Here is a 19,865-nt window from a genome sequence, read left to right as displayed (position 1 = left end):
AGAGTCGTATATTCGACTCTTTTTGATTATCTAGTTCTCATTTTAGTAGCTTGTTGTCTTGCTTTTTTTATTTGACTATGGTCAAATGGATGAAGGTCTTTTCTAGTAGTTAAGTTAGCGATGTTTGAAGCTATAACAACTTCAGAATTTGCTTTACCTTTTTCACCCTTAATACCCATAACAATTATTTTGTGACCTTGGTTTATGTCAATAAATTCTGGCTTTTTAAACCATCTATTTCTTTTATATTCACATTTAGCTATTTGCTTACCAGCATCAGATTTAACAACTAGCCAAACATGTAATCTATTAAAAATACCAAGAAAGCTCTTAGTTTCAGTTTTAACTGATAAAACTGTACCAGATACACTTGTCATTCTATCTCCATATTTATTCATATATGCATCAGAGTAGTATTTTGTCATTTTATCTTTGAAACCCATTGCAAAAACTCCTTTTATTATAAATTATACTATGTTAACAATAATTATATTGTCATTATAGCATAAAAATTATAGATATAAAACAAAAAATAGAATTAATAATTCAAAGAAAGATAATATAAAATAAAATTTAAAACACATGAATATGATATTAAAATAAGAGGTAAACTCTTGTATAATATAAGGTAAGCATATGTAATAATTATGCAAAAATATAAAAATATTACTTTAGACAAGGGGAGGTGTCTTATGAATAAAATTACAATAGAAGAGATTAATAAAGAAGAAATTATCTCAAAAGTAAAAGATGTTAGAGAAAAGCAGGGAAGATTAGTAGCTATAAATGGATACGTAGATAAAGATAAAAATAATATTGTAGTGTATACGCTTGAATATGATAATTTTAGGAAACATTATCACATTAAAGGTGAGACTATATTACCAACTGTGACTAATATATATAAAGGTGCACAGTGGTTTGAAGAAGAGATTCAAGAAATGATGCCATTAAAATTTGAAGGATTAATATTTAGTGGAAGATTGTTCTTGCCTGAAGAATTTAAAGAAGATGAGGGGCAAATATTAATAATGCCATTAAATGAATTAAAAAAATTAAAAGATAAATAAGAGGGGGAAGAAGGGATGAGTTATATTTTGCCATTAGGTCCTTATCATCCAGCTTTAGAAGAGCCAGTTCATGTTAAGCTTCTTACTGAAGGAGAACTTATAAAGGATTCTGAGGTATTCATAGGTTATAACCATAGAGGAATAGAAAAATTAACGGAAACAAGAAATTTTATTCAAACAATTACGCTAGTTGAAAGAGTATGTGGAATTTGCTCTCATTCACATGCAATGACTTATTGTTTAGCTATAGAAGATATTGCAGGTATGGAAGTGCCTAAGAGAGGTCAATATATTCGTGTTATTATGAGTGAACTTGAAAGGTTACATTCACATTATTTATGGTTGGGATTAGCTGCACATATAATTGCATTTGATTCATTATTTATGATGTGTTTTGCGTCAAGAGAAAAAATTATGGATATGCTAGAGGTTATAAGTGGTAATAGAGTCAACTATGCTATGAATATTATTGGTGGATCTCGTAGAGACATAGATGGAGATCAAAAACAAACATTAATAAAGATTATAGCTGAATTAAGAAAAGAATATAAGAATATCTATAATGTATATGCGAAAGATTCAAGTATAGCTGCTAGAACTAAAGGCGTTGGAGTTTTATCAAAAGATGATGCTTTAAATTATGGGGCATGTGGCCCACATGGAAGAGCATCTGGAGTTAATTTTGATGTAAGAAAAACTATGCCATATAACTCTTATGAAGATTTTGAATTTAATGTAGCATTAGCAAATGGTGGAGATGTATTTTCGAGGGCTGTAGTAAGGTTAATTGAAATTGAAGAAAGTTTAAAAATTATTGAACAAGCTTTAAATAAAATGCCTGAAGGCCCTATTAATTTAGGAAACAAAATACCTAAGGTGCCAGCAGGTGAATATATGAGTGTTACTGAAGCCCCAAGGGGTGAGGTAACTTATTATGTAGTAACAAACGGTGGGCAAACAAATGGAAGAGTTAATATTCATGTACCAACATTTAAAAATTCAATGACAGTACCGGTTATGTTAAAAAATAATACGATTGCAGATGCAGGGTTAATAGTTGCAAGTATAGATCCATGTTTCTCATGTTTAGATAGATAGGAGAAAAAATATGCATGAATTAGCTGTAACTAAGGGGTTACTTAAGATATGCCTGGAAGAAGGAGAAAAACATAAAATTGAAAAGATTAATAAAATAAATATTAAGGTTGGAGAGCTAACAGACTTAGTTCCAGATTGTATATCATACTACTTTAATATTGTAGCAAGAGGAACAATAGCTGAAAATACAGAAATTAATGTTGAAAAAATACCAGTAGAAATTGAATGTAATGAATGTGGGTATAAAGGCATTATAGGTAAGAATGACTATAAATGTCCTAAGTGCAAGGGTTTGCAATATGAAATTACAAAGGGAAGAGAGTTTTATTTGGATACAATGGAGGTTGATTAATATGGAAATAAAAGTTGTAAGACAAATTTTAGAATGGAATGAAGATTGTCACAAGGAAGTTCAAAAAACACTTAATGATAACAATGTAAAAATGATTAATATTATGGGGTCTCCAGGAGCAGGAAAAACAACATTTATATTAAACTTGATTAATGAACTTAAAAAGAAAGATGTAAGAGTTGCCGTTATTGAAGGGGATATTGAAGGAACTATAGATGCAAAAAGAATTCAAGATGAAGGAATCCCTGTTGTTCAATTAAACACCCAAGGGGCTTGTCATATTGAAGCTATGTCAATAAAGAATATTATTAATAAATTTGATTTAAATGAATTAGATTTAATAATAGTTGAAAATATAGGGAATTTGGTATGTCCAGCAGAATTTGAGATTGGGGAGGTATTAAAGGTTGCATTATTAAGTATTCCAGAAGGTGATGATAAAGTTGTAAAGTATCCATTAATGTTTTCAAAAGCAGATGCCTTAGTACTTACAAAATATGATATGATAAAATATTTTAACTTTAATGAAGATGAAGTTAGGAATCAGACATTATTAAGAAATCCTAATTCACAGATATTTAAAATAAACTCATTAGAGAAAGGTGAAGCAAAAGCTTTCGTAGAGTGGTTAGTTAGAAAAATATAATATAGAAGGTGATAATTTATGAAAAGATGGACAGCATTTTTAGGAACCTTTATTTTATCATATTTGTTTTGGATTTTATTTTTAATGCAGGATTTTAATATTTTAAAATTAGGAGCACAAGAGATTATTGTAGGAGCTATTGTTGCCGCAATAGTTAGTCTATTTTCAAGTCAATATTTTGCAAGAGAAGATGGAATGTGGTTGTTTAAAAAGTTTAGAATAATAAATTTAATAGCATTTATTCCGGTATACTTATGGGAATTGATTAAAGCAAATTTTAGTGTTGCAATTAAATCATTATCCCCTAAGATAGATATAAACCCGGGTATTGTAAAAATAACTACAGATTTAAATTCAGATTATGGTTTAGCTATGTTGTCTAATTGCATAACATTAACCCCTGGAACTATAACAATGGATATTTATGAAGATGAAGATAATAAAAATGCAATGTATATTCATTGGATAGATGCGACTACAGAAGATACTAAAGAAGCATCAGAAATAATAAAAGGCAAATTCGAATATTTTGTAAGGAGGCTTTTTAAATAATGAATATTAATTCTATATTTTATATAGTAGCAATATTATTAGCTATCCTAGCATTAGTTTTAGTATATAGAGTTTTTAAAGGACCTAATGTAATAGATAGAGTTTTAGCGGCTGATTCTATAGATATAATTTTAGGTATTGTAATGATTTTATTTGGTGCAATTGAAGAAAGAGCTATGTATTTAGATCTTGGACTTATTATAACTCTTTTAGGTTTTATTGGAACAGTTTTAATTTCTAAGTATATAGAGGGGGAATTATAATGTCTATACTAGAAGTAATAATTTGTATATTACTAGTAATAGGAATCTTCTTTACACTAGCCGGCGTTGTTGGAGTAATTAGGATGCCTGATACTTTTTGTAGACTTCAAAGTGCAACTAATATAGCAACTATGGGAGCAATGCCAATAGCTTTAGCATGTAGTATATATGGTTTTAGTGAATCAAATACATCATTAGGAATTAAGTCATTGATAATAGTTGTATTTTTATTAATAAGCAATCCAGTAGGAGCCCATGCCATGGCAAGAGCTGCATATAAAAATAAAGCAGAGTTAAGTGATAAAACGAAGTTTGATCATTATAGGAGGGATATAAATGGGTAGTTTTGAAATACTTAATTTTTTAGTTATATGTGGATTAGTTATTGCTGCTCTTTGTGTATTTTTTTTAGACGATATACTTCAATGTATTATTGCAATGGCTGTTCTTGGTACATTTTTAGCACTAGAATTTTTAATACTTAAAGCACCAGATGTAGCACTTGCAGAAGCAGCAGTTGGAGCAATATTGACGCCAGTAATCTTTATAATAACTTTAAATAAGGTTAAGACTAAGGAGGGAGAAAAATGCAAAAAAGAATAGCATATATAATTTTAATTTTATTACTTGCAATTTTTTCTTTTGTTGGATTTAAGATGGGGGCAAAGTCAGAAGTGTTTGGAGATGCATCACAAATAATTATTAATGAAACTATGAGTAAAACTGGAGCTATAAATTCAGTAACAGCAACAGTATTTGATTTTAGAGGATATGATACATTAGGAGAAGCAATAGTATTGTTCACTGCAATTTGTGGTGTTGCAGCAGTGTTAAGAGAAGAGAAGAAAGCAAAGGAGGAGAACTAATATGAAAAAGAGGAGAGACTCAATATTAATTTCTTGTACAAATTTAGTTTTACCTATTTTGCTTACTTTAGGGCTTTATATCATAATACATGGACATTTATCACCAGGTGGAGGATTTCAAGGTGGAGTACTAATTGCTGGAGCTGTTGCATTGATTTATATTGGATATGGATTTAAAAAGGTTAAGAATGGAATAGCTTCTAATACATTTAAAATTGCAGAAGATTTAGGAGCACTTGGCTTTATAATATTAGCATTTATAGGATTAATAGGTTCAGGAGTGTTTTTTGGAAATATACTTGAGAAGGGAACTCCAGGAGAATTATTTTCGTCAGGAAGTATATTTTTAATGAATTTTGCAGTAGGATTTAAAGTTTTTGCAGGAATTTCTTTTTTGATAATCATTATGTTGAGCAATTTAAATAAGAAGGGGGAGGAGTAGATGACAATTAATTATATTGGAGCTTTTCTATTAATAGTTATTGGTTTAGCCATAATTGTATTGAAGAAAAATCTAATAAAGATAGTAATTGGGATGGGTATTTTAGATTCAGGAATAAACCTATTATTAATTTCGATTGGATACAGAGTTAATGGAACAGCACCTATATTTAGTGATAATAGTACTTATTTTGTAGATCCTATTCCTCAAGCACTAACTCTTACATCCATAGTAATAGGAGCTTGTGTTACTGCACTTGCTTTATCAATAGTTATTAAAATTAATAAGCATTATAACAGTATAGAAAGTGATGATATAAGGAGGATTAGAGGGTGAGTACTAAATTTATTAATAGTCTTCCAATAATTGCGATAATGACGCCGTTTATATTAGCTTTTGTACTTGGGCTTTTTAAAGAAAAATATATAAAAGTGAAAAAGGCATTAGCAGTTATAGCAACTACAGTATCGTTTATATGTGTATTATTATTAATTAAGCCAGTGTTAGTTGAGGGTGGAGTAATAGTAACTTGGATGGGAAATTGGCTTCCTATAGAAGGAAAAGCTTATGGGATTTGTCTTGAAATAGATTCATTAGGTGTATTTTTATCATTAATTATTACAGGGGCATCGTTATTATCAGCAATTTATTCATTAAAATACATGAGCCATGATAATGGGTTAGAAAAATATTATGTATTATTTTTATTATTAACTTCAAGTATGATTGGTTTTGTATTTACTGGTGATTTATTCAATATGTATGTAATGCTAGAAATAATGACTTTTGCAGCTATTGCTTTAACTGCATTTAGAAATTATAAGGACAAGTCAGTTGAAGCTGCATTTAAATATATAGTAACAGGATCATTAGGATCATCTTTAATTTTACTAGGAACTTGTTTGATATACAGTGAAACTAAAACATTAAACTTGGCTGAAATAGCTGTAAGTTTAAATATATCACAAGGTATGAGTTCTACTATGATAGTTGCATTTGCGCTTATGATGGTTGGATATGCAGTTAAGGCATTTATGGTTCCATGTCATACTTGGCCAACAGATGCTCATATGGCAGCACCTTCATCAATATCAATGATACTATCTGGTGTAATGAGTAAAACAGGAGTATATGCAATTATAAGATTAGTATTTATGATTTTTGGACTAGTATCTAACAAGCCAGTAGGATATTTAATTTTAATATGGGGATTAGTAACAATGGTAATAGGAGTTTCTATGGCATTATTACAACATGATTTCAAAAGACTTTTAGCATTTCATTCAGTTTCGCAAATTGGATATATAATTACAGCATTAGGAATTGCAATTATAGAAAGTGAAGAGATAAGCATAATGGCTTTAACCGGTGGAACTTATCATATGATAAATCATGCCATATTTAAAGGGTTATTATTTTTAGTTGCAGGTGCAGTTTTGTATACAACTGGAACTACGGATTTAGATTCAGTTTCAGGTTTAGGAAAGAAAATGCCATTTACTATGGCGATGTTTTTATTTGGAGCAGCAGCAATTAGTGGTATCCCACCTTTTAATGGATTTGCATCTAAATGGATGATTTATGAATCAGGTTTTAATGGGAATTTGGGTATTGCTTCAATAATAGCTGTTGTAGTATCAGCACTTACTTTAGCATCGTTTATAAAAGTAGGACATTCTGTGTTTTTTGGTCCTATTAAAAAGGAGGATGATAATGTAGAGGATGTTCCATTATCTATGAAGATACCAATGGGTATTTTAGCAGCGTTAACAGTTGTTTTAGGAATAATGCCAAGATTAGTAGTAGATAATTTATTAATACCAGTTGTAAGAGCAATTTATAATTTGCCTATATATATTGGAAGTGCATTAGGAAATGTATATGGTGTATTGGATATAAACTTTGATGTTAGTAAAATTGAATTTTCAACTAATGGGGTTTATAGTCCAACAAATTTTTTGATTTTATTCATAATATTGCTTTTAGGTGTTTTATTGTTTGTAATATTTAAAGGAGAAAAGACTGGTGAGGAAATACATGAAAATCTTGATAAGGAATTTGATATGAGTATATTTACAAGATATCAAAATAAGGCTTCAAATGGTGTGAATTATTCAAATGTAGATATAGAGCCAAGTTGTAAATATGATATTTTTGTTGGTGGAGAAGAGGGTGAGAAGGTTAAGGTTGGAGCTAATGACTTGTTCTGGGGAATGAAATATCAATTAAAGGGATATTTAAACAGTATTCAGAGGGCACATAGCGGAAGTGTTAATGATTATGCTTTATGGATTGTAAGCACATTAGTCATAGTATTAATAATTTTATTTATATTTGTATAGGAGGTGGGAATATGGAGTATATTTTAAAATTAATTAATTTATTAATATTCCCAGGCTTTATTTTTACAATGATTATGGGATTATTTTTATCAGGTGTGGATAGAAAAATAGTTGCAAGAATGCAAAGAAGAAGGGGGCCTAAGATTTCTCAACCTTTTTATGACTTTGTAAAATTAATAGGAAAGGATACTATAGTACCTAGAAATGCTAATACTAAATTATTTATAATGGCACCAATAATAGCATTAGTTAGTATTTGTATAGTACCAGTTTTATTTCCTATATATAATGTAACATTTTTTGGAGGAGTGGCAGATATTGTTGTAATTATCTATTTATTAACGATTCCTTCAGTAGCGATAATAATTGGTGGAATTGCATCAGGGTCACCATTTGCATCTATAGGTGTTTCAAGAGAAGTTGTTTCTATGATTGCATATGAATTACCGCTTATAACATCAATATTAGCTGTTTGTAAAAAAGCAGGAATGGTTTTAGGAATGGAAACTACGTATTCTTTATCTGCAATATCAATGGCCCAAAAAATTAATGGAAGTTTTATGTTTTCTATAGCATTATTGCCGGCTGCTATTGCCTTTTTGATGATTTTACCAGCTAAAATTGGAGTTGCACCATTTGATGTGGCAGAGGCAGAAACTGAACTTTGTGAAGGACCATTAGCAGAATATAGTGGATTGCAGCTTGGTTTATTTAAGTTAACACATAATATAAAATTATATGTTATGACTGCTTTATTTGTAGTTTTGTTTTTAGGTAATGCGGGAGTTGAAAATGAAAATTTAGTAATTAATATAATAGTTAATACATGGATATTAATTGTATTAGTAGTTGTGATTACAGTATTATTTTTATCTGTAGTAAGAGGTCTTATGGGTAGATATAAATCTAATCAAATGTTTAAATTTTATTGGACAGTACCAACTATATTAGCACTATTAAGCTATGTATTAGTAAGCTTTAATTTGTAAGGGGGTATTTGATAATGGCATTAGTAGAAAAAAGTAGGGAAAAATCTCCTTGGATATATCATTTAAATACTGGCTCTTGTAATGGGTGTGATATTGAATTACTAGCATTACTTGGACCAAGATATGATATAGAAAGATTTGGCGTTAAAGTTGCAGGTTCTCCTAGGCATGCAGATATAGTGGTTGTAACAGGACCAATTACAGTACAGTCTAGAGATAGAATGATTAAGGTTTTATCACAAGTTCCAGAACCGAAAGTTGTTGTATCTATAGGTTCATGCCCAGCCTCAGGAAATGTGTTTAAGGGTAGTTATGCTATTGATGGACCATTAGATAAATGGACTAGCGTAGATGTAACAGTTGCAGGATGTTCTCCAAAACCAGAAGCAATAGCAAAAGGAATATTAAAAGCTGTAGAAATATTAAATAAGAAGAGGGAGGTAGAGACGCATGTTTAAACTTCCTTATTTATTAGAAGGTATAAGTAATATTTTTAAGCCTGTATTAACAAATGAAGAAGATTTTGATAATACAAAGGGAGCAGAAAATTATAGAGGAAAGCTTTATTTTGATTCTAATGCATGTATAGGATGTGGAATTTGTATTAGGGTTTGTGCTGGAGAAGCTATTACTAAGGAAATGAAGCCTGTAGAGGGTGGACAGGAAATAAAAATGACATTTGATTTAGCATCATGTACATTTTGTGGGTTATGTACAGATTTTTGTCCTAAGCATGCAATAAAAACAACTGAAGAGGTAATGATGGTAGAGAATGATAAGGAGAAATTAAAGGTTGAAGGAAGCTTTATTAAGAAGTTACCACCAAAGAAGCCAATTATAAAACCAAAGCAAGAGGATAAATCAAAAGATGTAATAGATAAAAAGGAAAAAATGTAAAATAAAAAGGCGCTTATTTGCGCCTTTTTGTATAAGTGAGATTTAAAATTTTAATTCGGGTAGTTGAAATTACACTTTAGTGTACTCAATCACTGAAAGGAGTCGAGTTTCCTAAGTGAGAGTCCAAATTTTAATTTGGTTTACTCGAACTTACTCAGCGACTGAAAGGAGTCGAGTTTCCTATTAAGAATAATAGCTTTCTATTTTTGATTTTCTATTTAATAGTTTATATCCTGAAATACTAGGATTAACCTTAGTAAAGCGAGCTGACTGCCAAAGGCCAAAACACTTATCAAATTTATAAAGTTCGTTATCTATTTCAACAATTGCTGAGTTATTTATATCAAAGCCTTTAAAGGAAACTTTTTTCCCTTTTTCTTTTAAATATTTAAGTGCTTTCCCGAGTAGTTCATCAGGATCAGGAATATTTCTTTCCTCTAAAAAAATTTGAAATGAATCTTTAGTATTACTACAATTACTTCCCATACAATAACCTCCTAAAATTTCCCGCGTGTATAAATATTATATGCATTATGTAAAATATTTACAATAAAAAAATAACTATTTATCAAAAAATCATTGGAATCAATTCCAAAATGACAATTTGATTGTAAATAACAGTAAATAATTGAAGATTTATTTAAATAATATTGAAGAATTTATATATAGAGATAAGTTTCGAAATTAAGTAGTAAATATTAGAGGTTAGTCTTGAGGATAATGTTAACAGAGAGTATTAAATTGGAATAATATATACAATGTAAGTATTAAAAGAGATGACTTTATGAAAAAATCTAACAGTAAAAAAGAAGCTAAAATTAATAAGAAAAATAATTGCTATAAAAAAAATAATGAGAACAGTAATAATAATAGTAGTAGTACTACTGAAGAAGAAAAAGCAGAGTTACTTAATCAAATTGGAATTTTAGATTTATCTTTATTTGGAGTATATTTAATAATATATGCATCAATTTTAAATATAAAATATCTAGAGTGGCAAAAAGTTCAAATATTAGATCAATTAAATGAGAGTAATTATTCGGATTTAATTGGGGATTTATCAGAAGTGCCTAAAAATGCGAATATTATATATTTATTTGTAACATCTATTTTTACAGGAGTAATATTTAATAATTATAGAACTGCTTCATCGCAAACTGGAGATGAGAGAAATGAAAAAGAAATTGAAAATGCTTATAAAAGTGTAATAGCTATTTTGTTAATTTTGTTAGGTACTACAATTAATTTCGAGGTATTGCATTCTTAAAGGTCTTAATATAAGTGTATATATTAGGACTGTTTTTTTGATAAAAAGTAATAAAAGATATTTACTATATCGGTCTTTATGGTATAAAATATATATAATTGGATTTATTGGTAAAAAAATAACTATTAATACATATATATAAATTTTAAACATATATAACTATATTAATAATGTTTAGATAGGCATTTATAGTATATTAAGGGGGAAATGGTTATGAAAATAATTGTTGGGGCTGGAAAAACAAAATATAATGGATGGGTCTCTACTCAAGAAAATGAATTAAATTTGTTAAATTTAGAACAATGGGAAAGGTTGAAGGAAAATGAAGAAATTGAAGCAATATTAGCAGAACATGTTTGGGAACATTTATCTTTAGAAGATGGAATAAAAGCAGCAGAAAATTGCTACAAATTTTTAAAACCAGGTGGCTATGTTAGATGTGCTGTTCCAGATAAGAATTTTAAAAATGCTTTATATCAAAGCATGATTAAAGTAGGAGGACCAGGGCATGAAGCTCATCCAGCAGCAGAGCATAAAATGGTATATGATTATAAGACTTTAGTAAAAGTTTTTGAAGAAGCAGGATTTGAGGTAACTCTTTTAGAATATTGTGATGAACAAGGGGATTTTCATTATAAGGAGTGGGATGAATCTAAAGGAAAGATATGTAGAAGTTATAGATTTGATAACAGAAATTCTAGAGGAAAATTAGGAATGGTATCAATTATTATTGATGCTGTAAAGCCATTTAATAAATAAGAAGCTTGAAAATAATAAGTATTATTACTATAATTAGTTTAAATGAATAATTCAAAAGAGGTGTAAGCATGAGTTCATTTAAGTCAATTAGTAGTAAAGAGGCTAATAAATTAATTGAAAATTGTAGTGAATTAGTAATTATAGATGTAAGAAGATTTAGTGAATATAAGTCAGGAAGGATTCCTAATGCAATAAATATACCAGTTGAAGAATTAGAATGGGAAATTGAAGATTTGAAAGAAAATATAGATAAACCTATTTTAGTTTATTGCAAGGCAGGGCATAAGAGTGCTTTAGCATGTCAAATTTTAGAAGAAGAAGGATTTAATAACCTTTATAATTTAGGACAAGGTATTTTAGGGTATGATGGTAAAATAGTTTAAAAATAATGTATTTAAAATAGTAAATAATTAATATTTACTGTTTTAAATACATTTTTTGATTTTGCATATTAAAATAATATGTTAAATATTATATAATATATTAAGATAACGTTTAAATTAATAGGATATAAGGAGTGATGAGAATGTTATATACACTAGAAAATGAAAATATTAAAATTGTTGCAAGCACTCATGGGGCAGAGCTTAATAGTATTACATCTAAAAAGGATGGTACAGAATATTTATGGAATGGGAATAAAAATTATTGGGGATATCATGCGCCAGTTTTATTTCCTATAGTTGGAAAGGTGAAAGATGGTATATATAGAGTTGATGGTAAAGAATATAACTTACCACAACATGGGTTGGCTAGAGTTCGTGAATTTGAATTAGTAGAAAAAACAGATAATAAATTAGTATTTGAATTATCTTATTCAGAGGATACATTAAAAATATATCCTTATAAATTTTCTTTGAAGATTACTTATTCATTAGGTCAAGATGGTGTTACAACGGCTTATACAGTTGAAAATAAAGATGATAAGACTATTTATTTTTCAATAGGAGCTCATCCGGCATTTATGTGTCCAATAAAAGGTGGGGAAATAATAAATGATTATTATTTTGAATTTAATGAAAAGGAAACAACTGATATAATGATTATCAACAAGGATGGATACATTAAAAAAGAAAGAAAAGAATATTTAAATAATGATAATATTATTAATTTAAGTTTTGATGTATTTAAAGACGATGCATTAGTTTTTGATAATTTAAAATCTAATAAAATTAGCTTAAAATCAGTTAATCATGACAAGTGCGTAACTATGGATTTCACAGGTTTTCCTTATATGGGATTATGGACAAAAGTAACAGGAGCTCCGTTTGTATGCATTGAACCATGGTATGGACATGCCGATTTTGAAGATTTTACTGGTGAACTTAAGGATAAAGAAGGAATAGAAAAGTTAAAAGTAGGACAAGTATTTAATAGTGCTTATACAGTTACAATAAAATAATTATTTAAAAAAGCCTAAATAATTAAGGATTACTCTTATTATTTAGGCTTTTTTTGATGAGTAAAAATAATTTTACTTAAATTTAATAAAGTATAAAATAAATTTAAATTTACAGAACATAGAAAGCGTTTAGGAATATCTTAATAGTATAAAGGAGGTGGAGATATTATGAAAATAGATTGGTCTAGATTTAAGAATTATGGACTATGGGTATCTTTGTTTTCTTTAATTGGTATTTTATTAAATGCATTTGGTGTTAATTTTGTACCTGAAGAATATACACAAATAACAAATGCTATCCTTGCAGTTTTAATTGCTGCTGGAATTATAAGTAATCCAACTACTGAAGCTAAAGGATATTTGGATGATAAAAAAGATGAAGAAGAAAAACAATAGGTAGAATAGAAAATGAACCACAATAATATAGTTTAAAACTTATATTATTGTGGTCTTTTATTATTCAATAGTATCATCTCTATATTCAACAATTGCTTCGTAGAGAGCTTTAGCACATTCAGATTGGCCTAATTTAGATGAAAGGTATTTTTCATCCGAAGAATTACTTAAAAAGCCTAATTCAATTAATGAAGAAGTATTTGTATTTAATTCTAAAACAGCAAGTTCTTCTCCAGAGACATAAGAACGAACACCTCTATTAGTTGTGTAATTTAAATCTATTAATGCTTGTTGAAGGTATTTTGATAGGTTTAAGCTATTTTCATCGTTAGGATTGTACCAAGTTTCAACTCCAGATATTTCTTTAGAATCAGAACTATAGTTACAATGGATTGAAATAAATATATCAGCATTACATATTTTTGATATATTTATACGCTCTTTCAAACTATCATTTGCGGTTTCTAACCAATCTATTTCATCATTTGACCTTGTATAAATTACTTTAAATCTATCATCATTTTCTAGTAGTTCACCTAATTTTAATGAAACAGCTAAGGTAATATCTTTTTCAGCAGTGCCATTAGGACTAATAGCTCCGTAATCCCAATCTCCATGACCTGGATCAATACAAACCACATATGGAGGTGATTCTTCGATTTTAGGTATTGCTAAGTTAAAAGTAGCAATAGTTTTATTTTTATTTGACATAATAATTATTAAGGGGACTATAGATATAAATAGTAGTATAGTAGTAAATGCTACTATTATTCTTCTTTGACGTTTTTTTTTCTTTTTGTAAAGCATTTTTCTTCTGTAGTTTAAGTTAAATGAATCCTTATTTATTTAAACCACCTCTACAAAATATTATTTAAATGAAATTAGCTTTTTACATAGCGAATAAGGATACTATGTATAGTTTAAACTAAGTTGAATTTAGAATTTTAGTCAAATTTGATTTATTAATTAAGTATAAAATATTTAGATGAGATTTAGATTGTCACTTATAAGTATAAACAAATTACCAAAAAATGTAAATAAATATAAGCAAAAATAAATTTGAAAAAATTTTTTAAAGCAAGGAACAATTTATAGGACATGATAGTCTAATTAATATGTTAACAAAAGAAAATTAATAAAAGTGAGGTTATCAAAAATGAAAAAAATATTAGTAAGTGCTTTAATTGCAATTATGGTAGGTGCAACATTAACAGGTTGTGGAAAAGCAAACAACGGTAATAATCAAAGTGTTGAGCAGGGGACAGGGCAAACATCTTCTGTATCAGCAAAGGAAGTTGTAGAAAAATTAAGTGAAGAAGAATTATTTATGATGCCAACAATGGTTGATGATGAGATGGCTAAAGATATATATCATTTAAATTTAGAAGACATAGTCGATTATGGAATATTAGTTCCAGGTGTGACAGCACAACAAGATGATATAATAGTAGTAAAAGCAAAAGAGGGAAAAGTTGATAGTGTAAAGGCTTCATTAGAAGAATATATTCAAGATCTACTAGCTGGCCATTTATATCCTGAATATTTAGAAGCTGCAGAGAATGCAACAATTGAAGTTAATGGAGATTTAGTATCATTATTTATTTTAAATAGTGAGATTAAGGATAATATAGAAGCTAAATATAATGATTTGATTAAATAATAAGTAAATAAAAGGAGTATTTTATATTTATATATCTTTAGTGATGATATATAGTATAATATACTCCTTTATTTTGTTAATAATAAAAAATGTTAAGTTAACTTGAGTTTTACCATTCTCCAGGATAAGCAATAATGTATAATGATACAGTTTGCACTCCCCAGTTTATACAATCATTTTCTGAGTTTAAAAATAAATCTATTTTGTTACCTTTAATTGCACCACCTGTATCAGCAGCAATAGCCATACCATATCCAGGTATATAAACTTTTGAACCTAAAGGAATTATAGATGGATCTACTGCAATGGTACTAATACCATTGGGATCACGGACAGGGGTAGTGCCTGTATAGGTAATTGTATCACCTGTATACGCAGTACTTACCATTGTATATACTGCTTTATAGTTGGTAGTTTCATCATTAGTAGTATTTGCAACACATTCACTATCTTCTAAAGATTCAGAAGTAGATTCGTCTTCTTTTGAGCTAGATTCTTCAATTTCTTTAGCCTTTTCTTCTTCTAAGTTTTTATTAGAGATATTTATATCATTAATAATATTTTCATTAGTAACACTACGAGTATTATCATTAATATTATCAGTAGTAATATCATTATTATATTCATATATATTAGTATTTGAGCTTATATCATTTTTATCTAAATAACTTACATTAACAACTTTTTGTGCACTTTTATTTAAAACACTTGCTTGTGCAGAAAATTCATTTATACCAAATAGTGATATAGCAAGTGAAGTTGTTAAAACTATAATTTTCTTAAACAGAAAAATACACCTCCAAGATTATTAATTTAATTCCTTCGCCCTGCAACAAGGTTATACTATATATAAAAAATGATGTCAAACCAACATGGTTTATAATGGGAATGAATAAAATGGAAGAAGTAAAAAGGAATAATATAGAAAAGTGGTTGTAATACTTTAAATTCAAGAGATTAAAACATATCGCTAAAGAAAAGTCAAGAAAAAATAAATGGGAAAAATATGATTAAATTCCTTAAATATTATAATTAATTTAGGTATAATTTTTTGAAAAAATGTGGACAAATTCAAAAGTATTGTTCTATAAAATTTGAGAGAGAATATATAGGAGTGTTAGAATATTATGTAAAAATATGTGATATAATTAATAGAATATGTATATTAATAAGATAGATATATATATAAATTAGTATTAGGGGGAATATAATGGCCGCTATAACATATAAGTGCCCAAATTGTGGTGCAGAAATTAACTTTGATCCTACTTTGCAAAAAGGAAAATGTGATTTTTGTATGAGTGAGTTTACAGTGGGCGATATAGAACGTTTAAATAATGAAAATAAAGATCATATAACGGAAGAAATTTTAGATGAAGAATATAATGATGAATGGAGTAATTTAGAGGAAAACACAGCAAGTTATTCATGTCCAAGATGTGGCGCTGAAATAGTATGTGATAAAACAACAACAGCAACATTTTGTTGTTATTGCCATGGGCCAGTTGTGTTAAATGATAAGTTTAAAGGCGAGTTTAAGCCATCTAAAGTTATGCCATTTAAAGTTAATAAGGAAACTGCAATTGAGAATTTCTTGAAATGGAGTAAGAAAAAATGGTTTTTGCCTAAGGAGTTTTCATCCTATAAACAATTAGAGAAAATTACAGGTATCTATATTCCATTTTGGTTAGTTACTTCTAATGTTACTGGGGAAATGAGTGCTAGATGTAAAAGAATAAATACTTGGGTAAGTGGTGATTATAGATATACTAAAACAGACGTATATCATGTATATAGAGAAGCAAATTTGAATTTTAATAATGTTCCTCATAATGCATCAAGTAAAATGGATGATAATGTTATGGAAAGTATTGAGCCTTATGATGATAGAGAGCTTAAAGATTTTTCAATAGCATATTTACCAGGATTTTTTTCAGAAAAATATGATAGAGGTAAGGAGCAAGTTTTACCTTTAATTGAAGGTAAAATAAGAATGGGAACAAATGATATATTGAGAAATTCTATAAGTGGATATTCAACTGTTGATATTGTTGGAACAAATGAAAGGTTTAATAAAACATCTTGTCAATATGCATTGATGCCTGTTTGGATGATGACATATAGTTCAGGAGATAAAAATTATATATTTGCAATGAATGGTCAAACAGGAAAGGTGTTTGGCTCATTACCAGTGTCAAAAGGTAAAATAGCAATATTGTTTGCGATAGTATTTATTTTGGTATTTTTAGTTGTATTAATAGGAGGGATGTTTATATGATTAATATAAAAAAGAAAATGGTACCTTTTATTAGTTCACTTGTCTTGCTATTATCCTTTGTAACTATAGTAAGTGCAGATATAAATTTTGTAGTTGATGATGCTAATCTTTTATCAAGTGAGGAAGAACAACAATTAAGAGAAGATTTAGCAAGTTTTAAAGAACAGTATAATATGGATGCTGTTATAGTAACATCTAATGATTTAGGTGGTAAAAGCCAAATGGATTATGCTGATGATTATTTTGATTATAATGGATATGGTGTTGGAGAAGATAAAAGTGGCTTATTATTGTTAATAGATATGGACGATAGAAAGGTATGGATATCAACTTCGGGAGAGGCTATAAAATATTTCACAGATAGTAGAATACAGAATATAGTTGATGATATAACAACGCAATTAAAAAATGCAGATTATTTTGAAGGATGTAATGAATTTATAAATGATATAAATTATTATGCAGAAGAAGGTATACCAGCAGGGCAATATACTTATAATGAGGCTGAACGTACTCAAAAAGTTATTTTTATTGGATTAGGAGCTGGATTAATAGTAGCTAGTGTAGTATCTTTATTAGTTGTTAATTCTTATAAAAATTCAAAATCTATTTCTACAGCAAATTATGTTGATCGTAACTCAATAGTTTTTACTAGAAAAAAGGATAGATTTATTAGTACGTACACTTCAAAAACAAAAATAGAGAGAAATAATAGTAGTAGTGGAGGAAGTTCAACTCATACTTCAAGTAGTGGAAATACTCATGGTGGAGGCGGAGGAAGCTTTTAAAAATAAATAAACTTTATGACTGTATAAAAAATAACATGGATAATTTTATTTAAACATGTTATTTTTGTACAGTTTTATTTTTTCATACAGTATTAATTAAAAAGTTTATGATAAATTGATAAATAAATACAAATAAACTATACTAAGGTTATAAAATGAGAATAGCATAAAGGAGTGATTATTTGTTTGGTTATGTAACTCCACTGAAACCAGAGCTTAAAATTAGAGAATATGAAATGTTTAGAGGATATTATTGTGGTGTCTGTATGCATATTAAAGATACTTTTGGAAATCTACCAAGGTTAACTTTAAATTATGATATGGCATTCTTAGGATTATTATTAGATGCATTACATAATGAGACTCCTAAAATTGACTTTAAAAGATGTATGGCTCATCCATTAAAGAAAAAGCCAATGATTATAGATAATAAGGCATTAGAATATACAGCTGCAATGAATGTTTCATTAGTATATTATAAGTTGATTGATGATGTGAATGATGATAAAAGTATAAAAAGTAAGTTAGAAAGTACAGCATTATCACCATATAAAAGAAAATTTAACAGAAATGTTACGAAAGTTAATGATATAATAGAAGAAAATTTAAATTTATTATCTAACTTAGAGGAAAATAAAAATTTTGAATCTATAGATGAAATTTCTCATCCATTTAGTTTAATAGTTGCTAAAATTTTAGAGTTATATCCAGAAAATTTTGAAGGCGATTGTGAAAATATTAGGTATGCACTTTATGATCTAGGATATGCATTAGGAAAGTGGATATATTTAATAGATGCATTAGATGATTTAAAGGAAGATATGGAGAAAAATAAATTTAATCCAATAAACTTTTTATATAATAAGGAAAATAAAAGTTATGATGAGCTAATGCTGGAAATAAAGCCGCGAATGGAATTTACTATATTGAATTGTGGATATAATTGTAAGGAATCATTAGATAAATTACCATTAAAAAGAAACAAAGCAATACTTGAAAATATAATTAGTCTTGGAATGATGGATAAGTATGAAAAGATAGTTAATAATTGTAGCTGTAAAGAAAAAGGAAATTTAAAATTTAATTCATAAAGATTAAGAAAGTTATTCTGAAAATATACGGTTATAAAAAATATACATAAAGGATAAAAAGGAGTGTTTTAAAAATGAATCCATATGAGGTATTAGGAGTAAAGCCAGGGGCTTCTCAAGAAGAAATTAAATCAGCTTATAGGAAGTTAGTAAAACAATATCATCCAGATCAATATGTAGATAATCCACTTAAGGATTTAGCACAGGAAAAGCTTGCTGAAGTAAATAAGGCATATGATATGTTAAAGAATAATAATGGTGGAGATTCAAGCTATAATGCTTCATCTAATGGATATAACACAAATTATAATTCAGGATATAGTTCTTATAGTAGCAATGCTCCAATTTATGCAGAGATTAGAAGTTTAATTCAAATGAGGAGTATTTCAGTAGCAGAATCAAAGCTTAATGCTATTAGAGATAGAGATGCTGAATGGTATTATTTATATGGAAATGTTATGCTTGCAAAAGGATGGTTTGAGTCAGCATATAATAATATTCAAAAGGCATGTAATATGGATCCAAATAATTTTGAATATAGGCAAGCATTAAATCAATTAAATTCAAGAAGTCGTGGATATAGTCAAACATATAGAACTTCAAGTGGAAATATGGATACTTGTGATTGTTGTATGAATTTATGGTGTTTAGATTCATTATGTGAATGCTTTGGTGGAGATTTAATAGGATGTTGTTAGGATAGTTAG

The 19,865-nt window shown here is 28.2% G+C and carries 29 protein-coding genes and 1 pseudogene; 26 read left to right on the top strand and 4 right to left on the bottom strand.

Annotated features, from left to right (window positions below; genetic code table 11):
- Window positions 1–26 precede the first annotated feature (26 nt).
- Entirely contained in the window at window positions 27–443 is a 417-nt protein-coding gene (locus tag TY07_RS01485) for a hypothetical protein (RefSeq protein WP_042394273.1), read from the bottom strand.
- 249 nt (window positions 444–692) lie between these two features.
- Between TY07_RS01485 and TY07_RS01480 the strand changes: the two genes are divergently transcribed.
- The 15 genes from TY07_RS01480 to TY07_RS01410 are packed head-to-tail and all read left to right on the top strand — an operon-like array spanning window position 693 to window position 9,517.
- Window positions 693–1,070, top strand: a complete 378-nt coding sequence (locus TY07_RS01480; RefSeq protein WP_042394272.1) for an NADH-quinone oxidoreductase subunit C — start codon at window positions 693–695, stop codon at window positions 1,068–1,070.
- A gap of 15 nt (window positions 1,071–1,085) precedes the next feature.
- Window positions 1,086–2,168: a hydrogenase large subunit gene (locus tag TY07_RS01475; RefSeq protein ID WP_042394270.1), complete on the top strand. Its 1,083-nt coding sequence runs from the start codon at window positions 1,086–1,088 to the stop codon at window positions 2,166–2,168.
- Between the two features lie 10 nt (window positions 2,169–2,178).
- A complete protein-coding gene (gene hypA / locus TY07_RS01470; RefSeq protein ID WP_042394268.1) occupies window positions 2,179–2,520 on the top strand; it encodes a hydrogenase maturation nickel metallochaperone HypA in 342 nt (113 codons plus the stop codon).
- A 1-nt stretch (window position 2,521) separates the two neighbouring features.
- The gene (hypB, locus tag TY07_RS01465; RefSeq protein ID WP_042394265.1) at window positions 2,522–3,166 is read left to right on the top strand and encodes a hydrogenase nickel incorporation protein HypB; all 645 of its coding nucleotides are present in this window, start codon (window positions 2,522–2,524) and stop codon (window positions 3,164–3,166) included.
- A gap of 18 nt (window positions 3,167–3,184) precedes the next feature.
- A complete protein-coding gene (locus TY07_RS01460; RefSeq protein ID WP_042394263.1) occupies window positions 3,185–3,718 on the top strand; it encodes a Na+/H+ antiporter subunit E in 534 nt (177 codons plus the stop codon).
- A complete protein-coding gene (locus tag TY07_RS01455) occupies window positions 3,718–3,981 on the top strand; it encodes an MrpF/PhaF family protein (protein WP_042394262.1) in 264 nt (87 codons plus the stop codon). Before TY07_RS01460 ends, TY07_RS01455 begins: the two co-directional genes overlap by 1 nt.
- Entirely contained in the window at window positions 3,981–4,325 is a 345-nt protein-coding gene (gene mnhG / locus TY07_RS01450) for a monovalent cation/H(+) antiporter subunit G (RefSeq protein WP_042394260.1), read from the top strand. The genes TY07_RS01455 and mnhG overlap by 1 nt, the downstream gene beginning before the upstream one ends.
- Window positions 4,318–4,584 (top strand): Na(+)/H(+) antiporter subunit B, encoded by a 267-nt coding sequence (locus TY07_RS01445; RefSeq protein ID WP_042394258.1) that lies wholly within the window; start codon window positions 4,318–4,320, stop codon window positions 4,582–4,584. The genes mnhG and TY07_RS01445 overlap by 8 nt, the downstream gene beginning before the upstream one ends.
- Window positions 4,569–4,847 carry a hydrogen gas-evolving membrane-bound hydrogenase subunit E gene (mbhE, locus tag TY07_RS01440; protein ID WP_042394256.1) on the top strand — a complete coding sequence of 93 codons (279 nt, stop codon included), beginning with the start codon at window positions 4,569–4,571 and terminating at the stop codon, window positions 4,845–4,847. Before TY07_RS01445 ends, mbhE begins: the two co-directional genes overlap by 16 nt.
- Before the next feature lies 1 nt (window position 4,848).
- Window positions 4,849–5,289 carry an MnhB domain-containing protein gene (locus TY07_RS01435; protein WP_042394254.1) on the top strand — a complete coding sequence of 147 codons (441 nt, stop codon included), beginning with the start codon at window positions 4,849–4,851 and terminating at the stop codon, window positions 5,287–5,289.
- Complete coding sequence (locus TY07_RS01430) at window positions 5,290–5,625, top strand: sodium:proton antiporter (protein ID WP_042394251.1); 336 nt, start codon at window positions 5,290–5,292, stop codon at window positions 5,623–5,625. It begins immediately after the preceding gene.
- On the top strand, window positions 5,622–7,631 hold the full coding sequence (locus tag TY07_RS01425) for a proton-conducting transporter transmembrane domain-containing protein (protein ID WP_052330572.1): 2,010 nt from the start codon (window positions 5,622–5,624) through the stop codon (window positions 7,629–7,631). The genes TY07_RS01430 and TY07_RS01425 overlap by 4 nt, the downstream gene beginning before the upstream one ends.
- Window positions 7,632–7,642: 11 nt before the next feature.
- Complete coding sequence (locus TY07_RS01420) at window positions 7,643–8,620, top strand: respiratory chain complex I subunit 1 family protein (protein WP_042394249.1); 978 nt, start codon at window positions 7,643–7,645, stop codon at window positions 8,618–8,620.
- A gap of 14 nt (window positions 8,621–8,634) precedes the next feature.
- Window positions 8,635–9,078 carry an NADH-quinone oxidoreductase subunit B family protein gene (locus tag TY07_RS01415; protein ID WP_042394246.1) on the top strand — a complete coding sequence of 148 codons (444 nt, stop codon included), beginning with the start codon at window positions 8,635–8,637 and terminating at the stop codon, window positions 9,076–9,078.
- Window positions 9,071–9,517 (top strand): 4Fe-4S binding protein, encoded by a 447-nt coding sequence (locus tag TY07_RS01410; protein ID WP_042394244.1) that lies wholly within the window; start codon window positions 9,071–9,073, stop codon window positions 9,515–9,517. The genes TY07_RS01415 and TY07_RS01410 overlap by 8 nt, the downstream gene beginning before the upstream one ends.
- Before the next feature lie 183 nt (window positions 9,518–9,700).
- Here TY07_RS01410 and TY07_RS01405 read toward each other — a convergent pair whose 3' ends face one another.
- Window positions 9,701–10,003 (bottom strand): hypothetical protein, encoded by a 303-nt coding sequence (locus TY07_RS01405; protein ID WP_042394243.1) that lies wholly within the window; start codon window positions 10,001–10,003, stop codon window positions 9,701–9,703.
- Between the two features lie 298 nt (window positions 10,004–10,301).
- Here TY07_RS01405 and TY07_RS01400 point away from each other — a divergent pair, with 298 nt between their 5' ends.
- The 5 genes from TY07_RS01400 to TY07_RS01380 all read left to right on the top strand — a co-directional run bounded on the left by TY07_RS01400 (window position 10,302) and on the right by TY07_RS01380 (window position 13,341).
- A complete protein-coding gene (locus tag TY07_RS01400; RefSeq protein WP_042394241.1) occupies window positions 10,302–10,784 on the top strand; it encodes a hypothetical protein in 483 nt (160 codons plus the stop codon).
- Between the two features lie 213 nt (window positions 10,785–10,997).
- Window positions 10,998–11,543: a class I SAM-dependent methyltransferase gene (locus TY07_RS01395; RefSeq protein ID WP_154820392.1), complete on the top strand. Its 546-nt coding sequence runs from the start codon at window positions 10,998–11,000 to the stop codon at window positions 11,541–11,543.
- Between the two features lie 68 nt (window positions 11,544–11,611).
- Window positions 11,612–11,926: a rhodanese-like domain-containing protein gene (locus tag TY07_RS01390; protein ID WP_042394236.1), complete on the top strand. Its 315-nt coding sequence runs from the start codon at window positions 11,612–11,614 to the stop codon at window positions 11,924–11,926.
- A 143-nt stretch (window positions 11,927–12,069) separates the two neighbouring features.
- A complete protein-coding gene (locus tag TY07_RS01385; protein WP_042394233.1) occupies window positions 12,070–12,945 on the top strand; it encodes an aldose 1-epimerase family protein in 876 nt (291 codons plus the stop codon).
- A 168-nt stretch (window positions 12,946–13,113) separates the two neighbouring features.
- Window positions 13,114–13,341, top strand: coding sequence for a phage holin (locus tag TY07_RS01380; RefSeq protein ID WP_042394228.1), 228 nt, complete (start codon window positions 13,114–13,116; stop codon window positions 13,339–13,341).
- Window positions 13,342–13,401: 60 nt separating this feature from the next.
- Here TY07_RS01380 and TY07_RS01375 read toward each other — a convergent pair whose 3' ends face one another.
- Entirely contained in the window at window positions 13,402–14,052 is a 651-nt protein-coding gene (locus TY07_RS01375; RefSeq protein ID WP_242833216.1) for an N-acetylmuramoyl-L-alanine amidase family protein, read from the bottom strand.
- 445 nt (window positions 14,053–14,497) lie between these two features.
- Between TY07_RS01375 and TY07_RS01370 the strand changes: the two genes are divergently transcribed.
- Complete coding sequence (locus tag TY07_RS01370; RefSeq protein ID WP_042394223.1) at window positions 14,498–15,001, top strand: DUF4358 domain-containing protein; 504 nt, start codon at window positions 14,498–14,500, stop codon at window positions 14,999–15,001.
- 109 nt (window positions 15,002–15,110) lie between these two features.
- Here TY07_RS01370 and TY07_RS17110 read toward each other — a convergent pair.
- Window positions 15,111–15,386, bottom strand: a pseudogene (locus tag TY07_RS17110) (3D domain-containing protein); the annotation flags it as partial.
- Between the two features lie 22 nt (window positions 15,387–15,408).
- On the opposite strand from TY07_RS17110, the gene TY07_RS17105 reads away from it, so the two are divergent.
- The 5 genes from TY07_RS17105 to TY07_RS01345 all read left to right on the top strand — a co-directional run bounded on the left by TY07_RS17105 (window position 15,409) and on the right by TY07_RS01345 (window position 19,856).
- Entirely contained in the window at window positions 15,409–15,669 is a 261-nt protein-coding gene (locus TY07_RS17105) for a hypothetical protein (protein WP_052330569.1), read from the top strand.
- A gap of 542 nt (window positions 15,670–16,211) precedes the next feature.
- Window positions 16,212–17,279, top strand: a complete 1,068-nt coding sequence (locus tag TY07_RS01360) for a TFIIB-type zinc ribbon-containing protein (RefSeq protein WP_052330568.1) — start codon at window positions 16,212–16,214, stop codon at window positions 17,277–17,279.
- Complete coding sequence (locus tag TY07_RS01355; protein WP_052330567.1) at window positions 17,276–18,067, top strand: TPM domain-containing protein; 792 nt, start codon at window positions 17,276–17,278, stop codon at window positions 18,065–18,067. Before TY07_RS01360 ends, TY07_RS01355 begins: the two co-directional genes overlap by 4 nt.
- A gap of 182 nt (window positions 18,068–18,249) precedes the next feature.
- Window positions 18,250–19,158 carry a DUF5685 family protein gene (locus TY07_RS01350; protein ID WP_042394219.1) on the top strand — a complete coding sequence of 303 codons (909 nt, stop codon included), beginning with the start codon at window positions 18,250–18,252 and terminating at the stop codon, window positions 19,156–19,158.
- A gap of 74 nt (window positions 19,159–19,232) precedes the next feature.
- Window positions 19,233–19,856, top strand: a complete 624-nt coding sequence (locus TY07_RS01345; RefSeq protein ID WP_042394216.1) for a J domain-containing protein — start codon at window positions 19,233–19,235, stop codon at window positions 19,854–19,856.
- Window positions 19,857–19,865: the final 9 nt, after the last annotated feature.

This window comes from Clostridium saudiense (assembly GCF_000577815.1).
In the GTDB taxonomy this organism is placed as follows: domain Bacteria; phylum Bacillota; class Clostridia; order Clostridiales; family Clostridiaceae; genus Clostridium; species Clostridium saudiense.
Note: the sequence above shows the minus strand (reverse complement) of the source record. Positions and strands in the feature narration are given on the sequence as shown.